12 protein-coding genes are annotated in these 14,457 nt (G+C 64.6%); 7 read left to right on the top strand and 5 right to left on the bottom strand.

The window, feature by feature from the left end; translation table 11 throughout:
- Nucleotides 1-59 precede the first annotated feature (59 nt).
- The 5 genes from PVZ80_RS10975 to PVZ80_RS10995 all read left to right on the top strand — a co-directional run bounded on the left by PVZ80_RS10975 (nt 60) and on the right by PVZ80_RS10995 (nt 5,551).
- Complete coding sequence (locus PVZ80_RS10975; protein WP_038635571.1) at nt 60-1,271, top strand: MFS transporter; 1,212 nt, start codon at nt 60-62, stop codon at nt 1,269-1,271.
- A gap of 279 nt (nt 1,272-1,550) precedes the next feature.
- Nucleotides 1,551-2,477, top strand: coding sequence for a DUF72 domain-containing protein (locus PVZ80_RS10980; protein WP_124302198.1), 927 nt, complete (start codon nt 1,551-1,553; stop codon nt 2,475-2,477).
- Nucleotides 2,474-3,271 (top strand): endonuclease/exonuclease/phosphatase family protein, encoded by a 798-nt coding sequence (locus PVZ80_RS10985; RefSeq protein ID WP_273863894.1) that lies wholly within the window; start codon nt 2,474-2,476, stop codon nt 3,269-3,271. The genes PVZ80_RS10980 and PVZ80_RS10985 overlap by 4 nt, the downstream gene beginning before the upstream one ends.
- On the top strand, nt 3,268-4,569 hold the full coding sequence (gene clsB, locus PVZ80_RS10990) for a cardiolipin synthase ClsB (RefSeq protein WP_053270048.1): 1,302 nt from the start codon (nt 3,268-3,270) through the stop codon (nt 4,567-4,569). The genes PVZ80_RS10985 and clsB overlap by 4 nt, the downstream gene beginning before the upstream one ends.
- A complete protein-coding gene (locus PVZ80_RS10995) occupies nt 4,556-5,551 on the top strand; it encodes a lysylphosphatidylglycerol synthase domain-containing protein (protein ID WP_124302200.1) in 996 nt (331 codons plus the stop codon). The genes clsB and PVZ80_RS10995 overlap by 14 nt, the downstream gene beginning before the upstream one ends.
- Before the next feature lie 72 nt (nt 5,552-5,623).
- Here PVZ80_RS10995 and PVZ80_RS11000 read toward each other — a convergent pair whose 3' ends face one another.
- The 3 genes from PVZ80_RS11000 to PVZ80_RS11010 form a co-directional block, all read right to left on the bottom strand.
- Nucleotides 5,624-6,379, bottom strand: coding sequence for an alpha/beta hydrolase family protein (locus PVZ80_RS11000; RefSeq protein WP_038575407.1), 756 nt, complete (start codon nt 6,377-6,379; stop codon nt 5,624-5,626).
- A complete protein-coding gene (locus PVZ80_RS11005; protein WP_273863895.1) occupies nt 6,369-7,478 on the bottom strand; it encodes a DUF3182 family protein in 1,110 nt (369 codons plus the stop codon). Before PVZ80_RS11005 ends, PVZ80_RS11000 begins: the two co-directional genes overlap by 11 nt.
- 180 nt (nt 7,479-7,658) lie before the next feature.
- Nucleotides 7,659-8,666 (bottom strand): GlxA family transcriptional regulator, encoded by a 1,008-nt coding sequence (locus PVZ80_RS11010; RefSeq protein ID WP_016702648.1) that lies wholly within the window; start codon nt 8,664-8,666, stop codon nt 7,659-7,661.
- Between the two features lie 103 nt (nt 8,667-8,769).
- On the opposite strand from PVZ80_RS11010, the gene PVZ80_RS11015 reads away from it, so the two are divergent.
- A complete protein-coding gene (locus PVZ80_RS11015; RefSeq protein WP_009051113.1) occupies nt 8,770-9,324 on the top strand; it encodes a cysteine hydrolase family protein in 555 nt (184 codons plus the stop codon).
- 137 nt (nt 9,325-9,461) lie between these two features.
- Here the strand turns inward: PVZ80_RS11015 and PVZ80_RS11020 are convergent, their stop codons facing one another.
- Nucleotides 9,462-9,974 carry a single-stranded DNA-binding protein gene (locus tag PVZ80_RS11020; protein WP_009045846.1) on the bottom strand — a complete coding sequence of 171 codons (513 nt, stop codon included), beginning with the start codon at nt 9,972-9,974 and terminating at the stop codon, nt 9,462-9,464.
- A gap of 9 nt (nt 9,975-9,983) precedes the next feature.
- On the bottom strand, nt 9,984-11,378 hold the full coding sequence (locus PVZ80_RS11025) for an MFS transporter (RefSeq protein ID WP_009051114.1): 1,395 nt from the start codon (nt 11,376-11,378) through the stop codon (nt 9,984-9,986).
- 180 nt (nt 11,379-11,558) lie between these two features.
- Here PVZ80_RS11025 and uvrA point away from each other — a divergent pair, with 180 nt between their 5' ends.
- Nucleotides 11,559-14,393 carry an excinuclease ABC subunit UvrA gene (gene uvrA, locus PVZ80_RS11030; RefSeq protein ID WP_009051115.1) on the top strand — a complete coding sequence of 945 codons (2,835 nt, stop codon included), beginning with the start codon at nt 11,559-11,561 and terminating at the stop codon, nt 14,391-14,393.
- The last annotated feature ends 64 nt before the right edge of the window (nt 14,394-14,457 follow it).

The raw sequence follows: 14,457 nt of genomic DNA on the forward strand, positions 1-14,457 counted from the left end.
TCCGCACGAGTCGAATCCGGACACTGCGCTCCATTATCGAATCCACCGGAGTTGCAGCCATGCCCATTGCCTTGCTCGCGCTGACCCTCAGCGCCTTCGCCATCGGGACGACCGAGTTCGTCATCGTTGGCCTGTTACCCACCATCGGCGCCGACCTCGGCGTCAGCCTGCCGTCCGCCGGGCTGCTGGTCAGCCTGTACGCCCTGGGCGTCGCCGTCGGCGCGCCGGTGCTCACCGCGCTGACCGGCAAGGTCCCGCGCAAGTTGTTGCTGCTGTCGCTGATGGTGCTGTTCACCCTCGGCAACCTGCTGGCCTGGCAAGCGCCCAGCTATGAATCCCTGGTCCTGGCGCGCATCGTCACCGGCCTGGCCCATGGCGTGTTCTTCTCCATCGGCTCGACCATCGCCACCAGCCTGGTGCCCAAGGAGAAAGCCGCCAGCGCGATTGCCATCATGTTCACCGGCCTGACCGTGGCCCTGGTCACCGGCGTGCCGCTGGGGACCTTTATCGGCCAGCATTTCGGCTGGCGCGAAACCTTCCTCGCCGTGTCCGCGCTGGGTGTGATCGCCTTTATCGGCAGCCTGATCTACGTACCGAAAAACATCGCCCACAGCAAACCGGCGTCCTTGCTGCAACAACTGCAAGTGCTGAAACAACCGCGCCTGCTGCTGGTGTACGCCATGACCGCGGTGGGCTACGGCGGCTCGTTCATCGCCTTCACCTTCCTCGCGCCGATTCTCCAGGACATTTCCGGCTTCAGCGCCAGCTCCGTCAGCCTGGTGCTGCTGGTCTACGGGATCTCGGTCGCCGTGGGCAACATCTGGGGCGGCAAGCTGGCGGACAAGCGCGGCCCGATCAGCGCCCTGAAGATCATCTTCGCCCTGCTGGCCGGCGTGCTGTTGCTGCTCACCTTCACCGCCGACAACCCGTGGCTGGCACTGGCCACCGTGCTGGTGTGGGGCGCCGTGGCCTTCGGCAACGTACCGGGCCTGCAGGTCTACGTGGTGCGCCAGGCCGAACACCACACCCCGCAGGCGGTGGACGTGGCCTCGGGCCTGAACATCGCCGCCTTCAACCTCGGCATCGCCGGCGGCGCCTGGGGTGGCGGCCTGATCGTCGCCCACCTGGGGCTGATCCACACCGCCTGGATCGGTGGCCTGGTGGTGCTGGGCGCCCTGGCCCTGACCGCCTGGAGCGGGCGCCTGGATCGCCTCGGCCCGGTGTACGCCGGGCCGGCCGAGGGTTCGAGCCGGGTGGTGGCCGGGCACTGAGCCCGCCAGCAGGCCCCAAGCAGAAAAACGCAGCCCTGCCGGCTAGTGCCGATCAGTTAAGGACGATAGTGGCGCCACTGTAGGAGCGAGCTTGCTCGCGATGGACCTGAGAGCGCCGCGTTCATCCACTCAACACGCGTTATCGTTAACGTCCATCGCGAGCAAGCTCGCTCCTACAAAGGTGGAAAGTGCCGTCCGTAGGAAGGTCGAAACTTTCCCGCCAGCCGGGCAGTCATCAAAAGACAGAGGCGGTTCGAAGACCCTGAGACGGGAGCGAACATGGCGGCGATTCATATCGGTATTTCCGGCTGGCGCTACAAGCCCTGGCGTGGAGATTTCTACCCCGAGGGGCTGACGCACAAGCGCGAGCTGCAATTCGCTTCGCGCGCGGTCAACAGCATCGAAATCAACGGTTCGTTCTACGCGCTGCAGACCCCCGAGCGTTATGCCGACTGGTATGCCGATACCCCCAAGGGCTTCGTGTTCAGCGTCAAGGCGCCGCGCTACATCACCCATATCCTGCGGCTGCGGGACGTGCACAAGCCGATCGCCAACTTCTTCGCCTCGGGCGTGCTGGAGCTCAAGGACAAGCTCGGGCCGATCCTCTGGCAGTTTCCGCCGAGCTTTCAGTTCGACGCCGAGCTGTTCGGCGCCTTTCTTCAGCAATTGCCCGCCGATACCGAACAGGCCGCCGCCCTCGCCCGCCAGCACGAACCACGCCTGAACGGCCACGCCAGCACCAAGGCCTACGGCAAAAAAGCCATGCGCCATGCCGTGGAAATCCGCCATGCAAGCTTTGCCGTACCCGAATTCCCCCACCTGCTGCGCCAGCACGGTGTGGCGCTGGTGGTAGCCGACACCGCCGGCAAATGGCCCTGTTGCGAGGACCTGACCGGCGATTTCGTCTACCTGCGGCTGCATGGCGACAAGGAGCTGTATGCCAGCGGCTATACGCCCCAGGCCCTGAAGCGCTGGGGCGACCGGATCGAGGCCTGGCACAACGGCAAACAACCCGCCGATGCCCGGCTGATCGACGCCCGGCATACCCCCAGGGCGCGCAAGAGCCGGGAGGTGTTCTGCTATTTCGACAATGACCTCAAGGTCCGCGCACCCTTCGATGCCCGCCGGTTGCTGCAGCGCTTCGGGCTCGACAAGGCGCTGGCGACGACGCCCGGCGAGCCGGCCCCGCCAGGGGTGCTGCCATGAGCCATGACGAGTCGGCCAACAGCCCGATACCACCCGCGATCGGGCTTGCCGCCGCGCGCCGCTTCACGGTGCTGACGGTGAACACCCACAAGGGCTTCACCGCCCTGAACCGGCGCTTCATCCTGCCCGAGCTGCGCGAGGCGGTGCGCAGCGTGGAGGCCGACGTGGTGTTCCTGCAAGAGGTGCACGGCGCCCACGACCAGCACCCGCAGCGCTACAACAATTGGCCGAGCATGCCGCAATACGAGTTCCTCGCCGACAGCATCTGGCCGCAGTTCGCCTATGGGCGCAATGCGGTGTACCCGGCTGGCGACCACGGCAATGCACTGCTGTCGAAATTCCAGATCATTCGCTACGACAACCTCGACATCTCCCTGTCCGGGCACGAGAGCCGCGGCCTGCTGCATTGCGTGCTGCGCCTGCCCGGCGATGCCCTGGAAGTGCATGCCATTTGCGTGCACCTGGGGTTGCGCGAAAGCCATCGCCAGCAACAGCTGGATCTGCTGCTGCAACTGATCGCCGAGCTGCCCGCCGATGCGCCCTTGATCGTCGCCGGCGACTTCAACGACTGGCGGCTGCGCGCCGATGCACGGCTCGCCCCCAGCGGCTTGCGGGAGGCCTTTGTCAGCCAGCACGGCAAACCGGCGCGCAGCTTCCCCGCACGCCTGCCGCTGCTGCGGCTGGACCGGATCTACGTGCGTCATCTGAAGGTCCACCGGCCCCAGGTACTGGACACCCATCCCTGGTCCCATCTCTCCGATCACGCGCCGCTGTCGGTCGAGGTCGAGCTATGAACGACATGCCCCTGGAAAAAACCACGGTGGACAGCCTGCCCGATGCCGGGCTGGCCCACGAACCACCACGGATGGACCTCGAATATGGCTGGCACAGCAACAACCGGGTGGTGCTGCTGGAAAATGGCGAAGCCTATTTCCCCCGGGTGTTCGAAGTCCTGCGCCAGGCGCAGAGCGAGATCCTGCTGGAGACCTTCATTCTTTTCGAGGACAAGGTCGGCCAGGAGCTGCACGCTATCCTGATCGAGGCCGCACAGCGTGGCGTACGGGTCACCGTCAGCCTGGACGGCTTCGGTTGCGGCGAACTGAGCACCGAGTTCCTTGCCGCCATGAGCAACGCCGGGGTGCGCTTGCAGATATTCGACCCGGCGCAACCGATTTTCGGGGTGCGCACCAACTGGTTCCGCCGCCTGCATCGCAAGATAGTGGTGGTCGACGGCGCCATCGCCTTTGTCGGCGGGATCAACTTCTCCGCCGATCACCTGGCCGATTTCGGCCCCCAGGCCAAACAGGATTACTCGGTAGAGATCCAGGGGCCGGCGGTGGTGGATATCCACCATTTCGCCCTGCTGCAAGGCGACCGCCCGGCCCGCGCCCGCTACTGGTGGCAACGCCGCCGGCAGCGCCGCGCGCAGCTGGCCCTGACCGACCATGACGGCCAGGTACGCCTGGTCTATCGCGACAACCGCCTGCACCGCAGCGATATCGAAGAGGTCTACCGCCTGGTGCTGCGCGGGGCCCGGCAGCGGGTGGTAATCGCCAATGCCTACTTCTTCCCCGGCTATCGGCTGCTGCGCGAGATCCGCAACGCCGCGCGCCGTGGCGTCGAGGTACGGCTGATCCTGCAGGGCGAGCCGGACATGCTGGTGGCCAGGCTGGCGGCACGCATGCTCTATGACTACCTGCTCAAGGATGGCGTGACCATCTACGAATATTGCGAGCGGCCGCTGCACGGCAAGGTGGCGCTGGTGGACGACGACTGGAGCACCGTGGGCTCGAGCAATCTCGACCCGCTGAGCCTGTCACTGAACCTGGAAGCCAATGTGCTGATCCGCGACCGGGCGTTCAATCACGACCTGTTCGAGCGCCTCGACCGGCTCAGCCGCGACCACTGCCAGGCCATGCCGGCCAAGGGCTCCGGCCGCGGCCGCCTGTGGCGCCTGACCGTGGGCTTCCTGGTGTTTCACATCCTGCGTCACTTTCCGGCCTGGGCCGGCTGGCTGCCCGCCCACAAGCCGCTATTGAAGCCCTTCGGCCAGGCCGCCCCCCAGCGGGAGTCGCCCCATGAGCCGCACTGACGCCCATGGCTCGACGCCCGCCGCGTCGCATGCCCGGTCGCGCTGGCAACGCCTGAAGAAACCGCTGACCATCGCCTTCTTCCTGCTGTTGATCGTGCTGTTCACCCTGCTGGCCCGGCGTATCGACTGGAGCGAAGTGCTCGACACCCTGGCCGACTTCAAGGTGCGCACCCTGGTCATCGCCGCGAGCCTGACCCTGGCCAGTTTCCTGGTCTACGCCTGCTTCGACCTGATCGGGCGCACCTACATCCGGCAGAACCTCGGCTGGCGGCAGATCCTGCCGGTGGGGTTCATCAGCTATGCCTTCAACCTCAACCTCAGCGCCTGGGTCGGCGGGATCGCCATGCGCTACCGGCTGTACTCCAGGCTCGGGGTAAGCGCCGGCAACATCGCCAAGATCCTCGGCCTGAGCCTGGCCACCAACTGGTTCGGCTACATGGCCGTGGCCGGCACGGTGTTCGCCAGTGGCCTGATGAAGTTGCCGCCCGGCTGGCAGCTCAGTAACGGCGCGTTACAGGGGGTGGGCGTCCTGCTGCTGGTGCTGGGCGTGGGCTACCTGGCGGCCTGTCGGTTTTCCCGGCGGCGCGAGTGGTCGATACGCGGGGTCGAAATCAACCTGCCCTCGTTGCACATGGCCCTGTTGCAACTGGCCCTGGGCGCGCTCAACTGGTCGCTGATGGCAGCGGTGATCTTTACCCTGCTGCCCAGCAAGCTCGATTACCCGGTGGTGCTCGGGGTGCTGCTGATCAGCAGTATCGCCGGGGTCATCACCCATATTCCGGCGGGGCTCGGGGTGTTGGAGGCGGTGTTCATCGCCCTGCTGCAACATGAGGTGTCTCGCGGCAGCCTGCTGGCCGGGTTGATCGCCTACCGGGCGATCTACTTCATCCTGCCGCTGCTGATCGCGCTGCTGATGTACCTGCTGGTAGAGGCCAGGGCCAAGGCGTTGCGCGTGGAGAAAAAGCCGCGCAAAGGCGGCTGACGCTATCGCGACAAACGCGCGCGTTCCTCTCCGGGAGCGAGCTTGCGCACCTCATTCAACCAGCGCTCCCGACTATTGCGACTGAATGATGCTCAACCGTTCTCCCACCACCATTTCCGTGATCCAGTCCACCAGGATCGAGGTGTAGGCCTGCTGCGACACGGGATCGCTCAGGGCATGGTCGGCGCCGTCGATGATCCGGTGGGTCATGGAATGGGTCTGCTGGCAGGCCGCGCGGTAACTCATGATGGTGGCGTGTGGCACATGCTCGTCGGTCTCCGACTCCACCAGCAGCACATCCCCGGTGAACGCCGCGCAGGCATGCAGCGCCCGGTTGCTGTCCATGCGCACCAGGCTGCTGCGGTAATCCAGCAGGTCGGCCTTGTCCAGGTCGCGCTTGGGGCTGTTCCAGGCTTCGTCGCGGTACAGCGCCGGGACCCGCAGCGCCAGCCAGCGCACCGGTCGCAGCGAGGTCAGGATGCTCGCCAGGTAGCCACCGTAACTGGTGCCCACCACGGCGATCGCCGAGGTATCGAGGGCCGGGTGGGCCAGCAGGCGATCATAGGCCGCCAACAGGTCGCGCAGGTTGTCTTCGCGGCTCACGCGGTTCAGCGGGATACCGCTGCCGGCGTGGCCCCGCAGGTCGAAGGTCAGGCACACGCAACCCAGCCCGGCGATGCCCCGGGCGCGCTCCAGGTCGCGTTCCTGGCTACCGCCCCAGCCGTGGACAAACAGTACGCCGGGGACTTTCGACCTGGGAGTGAGGAAAGTCCCGCTCATCTGCTCGTCATCGATGTCGATTTGAATGCTTTCGCTTCTAGCCGTCATAGGATTGGACCGTTGCATATTTGAGAAGAAAGTCACTGTGCTCCGCGGGCCCGCGATAGACCTCGATGGCATCGGCCGGCAAAGGCTGGTCGACATAGGTTTCCACCGCGGACACACGAATCGCGCGCATGCCCGGATGGTCGATAAAGGCCTGCAAAGCCGCCACTTCGGCGCTGCTGGCACCGCCCATGCGCCACGATTGCTCGAGTACGCCGCTGCGCTGCCGGCCTTCGGCGTCCAGGCCCTGGGCGATGTCGTAATTGCGCCGGGAGGCGAAAAACCGCGGATAGGCCTCATCGGCGGCGGCGTCGAAAACCCGGGCCTGCTGCACCGCCTGGCGCACGTCCGGCGGCAGTGGCAGCGCCAGCAACTCAGGCTTGCCCCCCTGCACCACCAACAGCTCGGAGCCACCGTAGACCTGCTCGCCGTCGGCGTCCTCGGTCAGGTACTGCTGGCCGCAGTAGCTGAGGACATGGCCGGCGATAAAGGACTGGCCGGCGCTGTAGGTGACCACCTGTTGCAGATCCTGCTCCAGGACCACGCCTTCATTGAACTGCCGGGCGACCTCCGGTTGCGTCAGCAGCTCGTCGAAGTGCTCCAGGCTCTCGATCACCTGCTGGCCACGACCGGCGCAGGCATGGATCGGCTTCATGCGGATCGGTCCGCTGTAAAGCAAATGGCTGGCCGCTGGCCGGGCATCGTTCAGGGAAAACACGCTCAGGCCGTCCAGCACCACATTGCGCACCCGCTGGGAGAACAGCGGCGCCCAGCCCGGCGGGGCCACGGCGTTCTTGTTCAGCAGGCCATGGGTGATGGCCTTGGTGCAGATAAAATCATGCTCGACATACCCGCCCCACAGGTCGTCCGGCCCCGTGACCCGCAATTGCCGGGCCGCGGCAGGGCCGACGATGGTCTGCGTCGGCAACAGGTACAGCTCGTCCTGGCCATGCACGAGCGGGTCGTAGTCACCGGCGAATTCCAGCCCGAGGATTTGTGCCAGCCACCGGGCCAGCGCGCGATTGGTCTCCACGACATGCTGCGAGGCCCCAGGGTGGACCGAGTGGGCGACCACCCGTTTCTTGCGTTGCGTCGGGGTCATGCGTCCCCCTTCGTCATCGGTGTGATGAATGTGCAAGGAAGGGTGCAGGGATCACGCCAAGGCCCGGGGGGAGTCGAATCCCCCCTGGATAAGCGCTCTACGCCATCGTTGCTGGCATTGGGCCTGTCTTATTTTGCACGATCGGCCGGCGCCGCCCGGTATTTTGCACGACTCGCGGGCTCAGCCCTGTCCGGCCCGCGCCAGCGGTGTCGGCGGCGTCACGCCGAAACGCGCGCGATATTCGCTGGGTGCCAGCCCGGTGATCTTCTTGAAGGTGGCGCGGAACGCCCCCGGATCCTGGTAACCGACCGTCCAGGCGATATGGTCGATGGTGCCGTTGGTGAACTCGAGCATTTCCCGGGCCTTGCCCACCCGCAGGTGCTGGCAATATTCGGTGGGCTTGAGCCCGGTGGCGGCCCGAAAGCGCCGCAGGAAGGTGCGTTCCTCCAGCCCGGCCTGCTGCGCCATGACGGCGAGGGAAACGTCCACCGCGCCATTGGCCTGCAGCCAGTGCTGCACCTTGAGGATCGCCGCGTCACCGTGGCCGAGGATCGGCGCGAAGTTACTGCCGCACTGGCTGGCGCTGTCGCTGTGTTCGATCACCAGGAAACGCGCGGTGCCGCTGGCGATGCTCGGGCCTAGCAGGCGGTCGACCATGCGCAACCCCAGTTCGGACCAGGCCATCAGGCCGGCGGTGGTGATCAGGTCGCCATCGTCGACGATCGGCTTGTCGGCGTTCAGGCGGATGTTCGGGTAGCGCTCGGCAAACTGCTTCGCCGAGGTCCAGTGAGTGGTGGCACTGCGACCGTCGAGCAGGCCACTTTCGGCCAGCAGGATCGAGCCGACACAGACCCCGCCCAGGGTCGCGCCATTGGCATGCTGCTGGCGCAGCCATTGGGTCAGCGCCTGCGGTGCCTGCGCCCGGGAGAAGCCGGCCACCGAGGGTGGGATCAGCACCGCCAGCAATGGCCCCTCAACATCAGGGTGACTGTCGTATACCCGTATAGGCGCCTGGTCGGCCTGCGCCTGCCAGTGGCTGATGCGCAACAGCGGCAACTGCGTACTGCGTTGTTCGGCGGCGATACGGTTGGCGACCCCGAACAGGTCGGTCAAGCCATGCACCGCGGCCATCTGTGCCCCGGGATAGATCAGCACGCCCAGCTCGGCGACTGCGCTTTCCATACCCATTGTCAGTTTTCCCCCTGCTATTGTCGGTGCGGCCAATCCTCGACCGGCCCGCCGGAGCCAATACTGGACTCCACAGCCAGCCACTACTTCAGAGGACACACCCATGGCCAAGCAAGCGCTCATCGTAGTCGATATCCAGAACGACTACTTCCCCAACGGCAAGTGGCCCCTGGTGGGCGTCGAAGCCGCCGCCGACAACGCCGCGCGGCTGATCCAAGCCTTCCGTGACAGCGGCCAGCAGGTGGTGCACATCCGCCACGAATTCACTTCCGACAGCGCGCCGTTCTTCACCCCCGGCTCCAGCGGCGCACAACTGCATCCCAAGGTCAGCAACCGCGCCGACGAACCGGTGGTGCTCAAGCACTTCGTCAATTCGTTCCGCGAAACCGAGCTCGAAGCCATCCTCGACCAGCACGACATCGAGCAACTGGTGGTGGTCGGCAGCATGAGCCACATGTGCATCGACGGCGTCACACGCGCTGCCGCCGACCTGGGCTATGGCGTCACAGTGATCCATGACGCCTGCGCCACCCGCGACCTCGAATTCAATGGTGTGGTGGTGCCAGCGGCCCAGGTCCACGCTGCATTCATGTCGTCCCTGGGGTTCGCCTACGCCAGCGTGGTGTCCACCGATGAGTTTCTGGCGGGCAGCCGCTGATTCTGTCGGGCCCTTCCTTGCTGGAGGCTCTGGGACAACGGAGTCCCCTGCACCGAACTTGCGATAGATAGAAAGCAAAAAGCCCGTAGCGTTTGCGCGCTACGGGCCTTTTTCATGCCGTTGCCGAGAGGGCTCTCTTAGAACGGAATATCGTCATCGAAGCTGTCGTCGAAGTTCTGCGCCGGCTGTGGCGAGGACTGCTGAGGCGCTGGACGCGATTCGCGTTGTGGCGCCTGCGAAGGCTGTGGACGCGACTGCTGCGGACGTGGCGCGGAGTTGCCCATGCCCTGGCCCTGGTCGCCCTGTGGACGGCCGCCCAGCAGCTGCATGGTGCCCTGCATGTCGACGATGATTTCAGTGGTGTAGCGCTTGATGCCGTCTTTTTCCCACTCGCGGGTCTGCAGCTTGCCTTCGATGTAGACCTGCGAACCTTTGCGCAGGTATTCGCCGGCGATTTCCGCGACCTTGCCGAACATCGACACACGGTGCCACTCGGTCTTCTCGACCTTCTGACCGGTTTGCTTGTCGGTCCACTGTTCGCTGGTGGCCAGACTCAGGTTGGTCACGGCGTTACCGTTAGGCAGGTAGCGAACTTCAGGATCCTGGCCGCAAGTGCCGACCAATATGACTTTGTTAACCCCACGGGCCATAACGTTCTCCTAGGCTTCGCACGCCGATCGGGCTGGGTTGACCAGCTGCTCGAGGGTCGCGCGATCCAATAATTCGGTGTCCAATTTGATGTAAATGGCGGCTTCTTCGGCCACCATCACTGCATCTGTTACCCCAACAACGGCCTTCAGGCGCTCGACCAGACCGGCTTCGCGGATCGCTTCGGGCGATAACGGCAAGCGCAGGCTCGTCACGTAAGGAGGTTCGCGCATGGTAACAGCAAAGGCCAACCACAGGGCAGCAAGTCCTGCACACCCCAGGAACACAACCGACAAACCGCCATGCTGGAACAACCAGCCGCCGAGAATGCCACCCAGCGCCGAACCGAGGAACTGGCTGGTGGAATAGACCCCCATGGCCGTGCCCTTGCCGCCGGCCGGTGAAACCTTGCTGATCAGCGACGGCAGCGAAGCTTCCAGCAGGTTGAACGCGGTGAAGAACACCACCGTGCCGATCACCAGCGCCCGCAGGCTGTCGCCGAACTCCCAGAAGAATAGCTCGGTGAGCAGCAGCGTACTGACCGCGCCCAGCAGAACTCGTTTCATTTTGCGTTTTTTCTCGCCGTAGATGATGAACGGGATCATGGCGAAGAAGGAGATCAACAGCGCGGTGAGGTAGACCCACCAGTGCTGTTCCTTGGGCAGGCCGGCTTTTTCCACCAGGGCCAGCGGCAAGGCGACGAAGCTCGACATCAGCATCGCATGCAACACGAAGATACCAAGATCCAGGCGCAACAGGTCCGGATGCTTGAGCGTCGGCAACAGCGCCTGGCGCGCGACCCCGGACTCACGGTGCTGCAATGGGCCGGTCGAGTGCGGCACCATGAAGGCAACGATGAAAATGCCCAGCAGCGCCATGCCGCCGGTGGCGAAGAACAGCCCGGACAAACCGAAAGCGCGGGTCAGCAGCGGGCCGGCCACCATGGCCACGGCAAAGGACAGGCCGATGGTCATGCCGATCATGGCCATGGCCTTGGTGCGGTGCTGCTCGCGGGTCAGGTCCGACAACAGCGCCATGACCGCCGCGGAAATCGCCCCGGCACCCTGCAGGATGCGCCCGGCGATCACGCCCCAGATCGAGTCGGCGTTGGCCGCCAGCACACTGCCCAGGGCAAAGACGATCAGCCCCAGGTAAATCACCGGACGACGACCGATACGGTCGGAAATGATCCCGAACGGGATCTGGAAAATCGCCTGGGTCAGGCCGTAAGCGCCGATCGCCAACCCGATCAGGGCCGGGGTCGCTCCTGCCAGATCCATCCCATAGGTCGCCAGGACCGGCAACACCATGAACATGCCAAGCATACGGAAGGCGAACACCAGGGCCAGACCGCTTGCCGCGCGGGTCTCGGCGCCACTCATGCGCTCGCTGTGGGGATCATGCATGGAAAAACCTCGTGTGAACCGGCGGCGATTCTACCAGTCCGATCGATTGACGGGGTATATGGCGACGCTTTGCCGCGCAGGTTTCATCTACGGCTGCACAGACCTCATTTGATAGTGTGCATCCATCCAGTATTTGCCCTTATACTCCTACGTTTTCGACGCCCGCCGAGCGAGGCCACTTTGGACAAGATCCTGATTCGTGGGGCCCGAACCCACAACCTGAAGAACATCGACCTGACCCTGCCACGGGACAAACTGATCGTCATCACCGGCCTGTCCGGATCCGGCAAATCGTCTCTGGCGTTCGACACCTTGTACGCCGAAGGCCAGCGCCGTTATGTCGAGTCGCTGTCGGCCTATGCCCGGCAATTCCTGTCGATGATGGAAAAACCCGACGTCGACACCATCGAAGGTTTGTCGCCAGCGATTTCCATCGAACAGAAATCCACCTCGCACAACCCGCGCTCCACCGTTGGCACCATCACCGAGATCTACGACTACCTGCGCCTGCTGTATGCCCGCGTGGGTACGCCACGCTGCCCGGATCACGACATCCCGCTGGAAGCCCAGACCGTCAGCCAGATGGTCGACCTGGTGCTGGCCCAGCCGGAAGGCAGCAAGCTGATGCTGCTGGCGCCGGTGATTCGCGAGCGCAAGGGCGAGCACCTGTCGGTCTTCGAGGAACTGCGTGCCCAGGGCTTCGTTCGCGCCCGGGTCAATGGCAAGCTCTACGAGCTGGATGAGTTGCCGAAGCTGGATAAACAGAAAAAGCACTCGATCGATGTGGTGGTCGACCGCTTCAAGGTCCGCACCGACCTGCAGCAGCGTCTGGCCGAGTCGTTCGAGACCGCGCTGAAGCTGGCCGACGGTATCGCCCTGGTGGCGCCAATGGACGACGAACCCGGCGAAGAAATCATCTTCTCCGCGCGCTTCGCCTGCCCGATCTGCGGCCACGCCATCAGCGAACTGGAACCCAAGCTGTTCTCCTTCAACAACCCGGCCGGTGCCTGCCCGACCTGCGACGGCCTGGGGGTCAAGCAGTTCTTCGACATCAAGCGCCTGGTCAATGGCGAGCTGACCCTGGCCGAAGGGGCGATTCGCGGCTGGGACAGGCGCAACGTCTATTACTTCCAGATGCTCGGCTCGCTGGCGTCGCATTACGGCTTCAGCCTGGAAGTACCGTTCAACCAGCTGCCGGCCGACCAGCAGAAGGTCATCCTCAACGGCAGCGGCACGCAGAACGTCGACTTCAAGTACCTCAACGATCGTGGCGATATCGTCAAGCGCTCCCACCCGTTCGAAGGCATCGTGCCGAACCTGGAACGTCGCTACCGCGAGACCGAATCGGCCACCGTGCGCGAGGAGCTGGCCAAGTTCCTCAGCACCCAGCCGTGCCCGGACTGCCGTGGTACCCGCCTGCGTCGTGAAGCACGCCACGTGTGGGTCGGCGAGAAGACTTTGCCGGCCGTCACCAGCCTGCCGATCGGCGATGCCACCGATTACTTCGGCACCTTGTCTCTGACCGGACGCCGTGGCGAGATCGCCGACAAGATCCTCAAGGAGATCCGCGAGCGCCTGCAGTTCCTGGTCAACGTCGGCCTGGACTACCTGACCCTGGATCGCAGCGCCGACACCCTGTCCGGCGGCGAGGCGCAGCGGATCCGCCTGGCCAGCCAGATCGGCGCCGGCCTGGTAGGAGTGATGTACATCCTCGATGAACCCTCCATCGGTCTGCACCAGCGCGACAACGACCGTCTGCTGGGCACCCTGAAACACCTGCGGGATATCGGCAACACGGTGATCGTGGTCGAACACGACGAGGACGCCATTCGCCTGGCCGACTATGTGGTGGACATCGGCCCGGGCGCCGGCGTGCATGGCGGGCAGATCGTCGCCGAGGGCACTCCCGACGAGGTGATGTCCCATCCCGACTCGCTGACCGGCAAGTACCTCTCCGGTCGGGTGAAAATCGCCGTGCCGACCAAGCGTACGCCACGCAACAAGAAGCTTTCGCTGTCCCTCAAGGGGGCCCGCGGCAACAACTTGCGCAACGTCGACCTGGAGATTCCGATCGGCCTGCTGACCTGCGTGACCGGTGTCTCCGGCTCGGGCAAATCGACCCTGATCAACAACACCCTGTTCCCCCTCAGTGCCACGGCGCTGAACGGCGCGACCACGCTGGAAGCCGCTGCGCACGACAGCATCAACGGCCTGCAGCACCTGGACAAGGTGGTGGATATCGACCAGAGCCCGATCGGTCGTACACCGCGCTCCAACCCGGCGACCTACACCGGGCTGTTCACGCCGATTCGCGAACTGTTTGCCGGGGTTCCCGAATCGCGCTCGCGCGGCTACGGTCCGGGCCGCTTCTCCTTCAACGTCAAGGGCGGCCGCTGCGAAGCCTGCCAGGGCGACGGTCTGATCAAGGTGGAAATGCACTTCCTGCCGGACATCTACGTGCCGTGCGATGTGTGCAAGAGCAAGCGCTACAACCGCGAAACCCTTGAGATCAAATACAAGGGCAAGAGCATCCACGAGGTCCTGGAAATGACCATCGAGGAAGCGCGGGAGTTCTTCGACCCGGTGCCGGCGCTGGCGCGCAAGCTGCAGACGCTGATGGACGTGGGGCTGTCCTATATCAAGCTGGGACAGTCGGCGACGACCTTGTCCGGCGGTGAAGCGCAGCGGGTCAAGCTGTCTCGCGAGCTGTCCAAGCGCGATACAGGGAAGACCCTCTACATCCTCGACGAGCCAACCACCGGCCTGCACTTCGCCGACATCCAGCAGTTGCTGGACGTTCTGCATCGCCTGCGCGACCACGGCAACACTGTGGTGGTGATCGAGCACAACCTGGATGTGATCAAGACCGCCGACTGGCTGGTGGACCTGGGGCCGGAAGGCGGTTCCAAGGGCGGCCAGATCATTGCCGTGGGTACACCGGAGCAATTGGCAGAGATGCCGCAATCCCATACCGGTTACTACCTCAAGCCACTGCTGACCCGCGACCGGGCCTGAGCCCCATGAAAAAGCCCCTGCCATTAGGAAATGGCAGGGGCTTTTTTGTGCCCGTCAGAACCCT

It is taken from the genome of Pseudomonas sp. B3G-3, from assembly GCF_028640915.1.
Taxonomy (GTDB): Bacteria; Pseudomonadota; Gammaproteobacteria; order Pseudomonadales; family Pseudomonadaceae; genus Aquipseudomonas; species Aquipseudomonas chlororaphis_I.

What these genes read in the sequence shown, in the direction of transcription:
- PVZ80_RS10975 (WP_038635571.1), top strand. Translation starts at nt 60, where the DNA reads ATGCCCATTGCCTTGCTCGCGCTGACCCTCAGCGCCTTCGCCATCGGG.
- PVZ80_RS10980 (WP_124302198.1), top strand. Translation starts at nt 1,551, where the DNA reads ATGGCGGCGATTCATATCGGTATTTCCGGCTGGCGCTACAAGCCCTGG.
- PVZ80_RS10985 (WP_273863894.1), top strand. Translation starts at nt 2,474, where the DNA reads ATGAGCCATGACGAGTCGGCCAACAGCCCGATACCACCCGCGATCGGG.
- clsB (WP_053270048.1), top strand. Translation starts at nt 3,268, where the DNA reads ATGAACGACATGCCCCTGGAAAAAACCACGGTGGACAGCCTGCCCGAT.
- PVZ80_RS10995 (WP_124302200.1), top strand. Translation starts at nt 4,556, where the DNA reads ATGAGCCGCACTGACGCCCATGGCTCGACGCCCGCCGCGTCGCATGCC.
- PVZ80_RS11000 (WP_038575407.1), bottom strand. Translation starts at nt 6,379, where the DNA reads ATGACGGCTAGAAGCGAAAGCATTCAAATCGACATCGATGACGAGCAG.
- PVZ80_RS11005 (WP_273863895.1), bottom strand. Translation starts at nt 7,478, where the DNA reads ATGACCCCGACGCAACGCAAGAAACGGGTGGTCGCCCACTCGGTCCAC.
- PVZ80_RS11010 (WP_016702648.1), bottom strand. Translation starts at nt 8,666, where the DNA reads ATGGGTATGGAAAGCGCAGTCGCCGAGCTGGGCGTGCTGATCTATCCC.
- PVZ80_RS11015 (WP_009051113.1), top strand. Translation starts at nt 8,770, where the DNA reads ATGGCCAAGCAAGCGCTCATCGTAGTCGATATCCAGAACGACTACTTC.
- PVZ80_RS11020 (WP_009045846.1), bottom strand. Translation starts at nt 9,974, where the DNA reads ATGGCCCGTGGGGTTAACAAAGTCATATTGGTCGGCACTTGCGGCCAG.
- PVZ80_RS11025 (WP_009051114.1), bottom strand. Translation starts at nt 11,378, where the DNA reads ATGCATGATCCCCACAGCGAGCGCATGAGTGGCGCCGAGACCCGCGCG.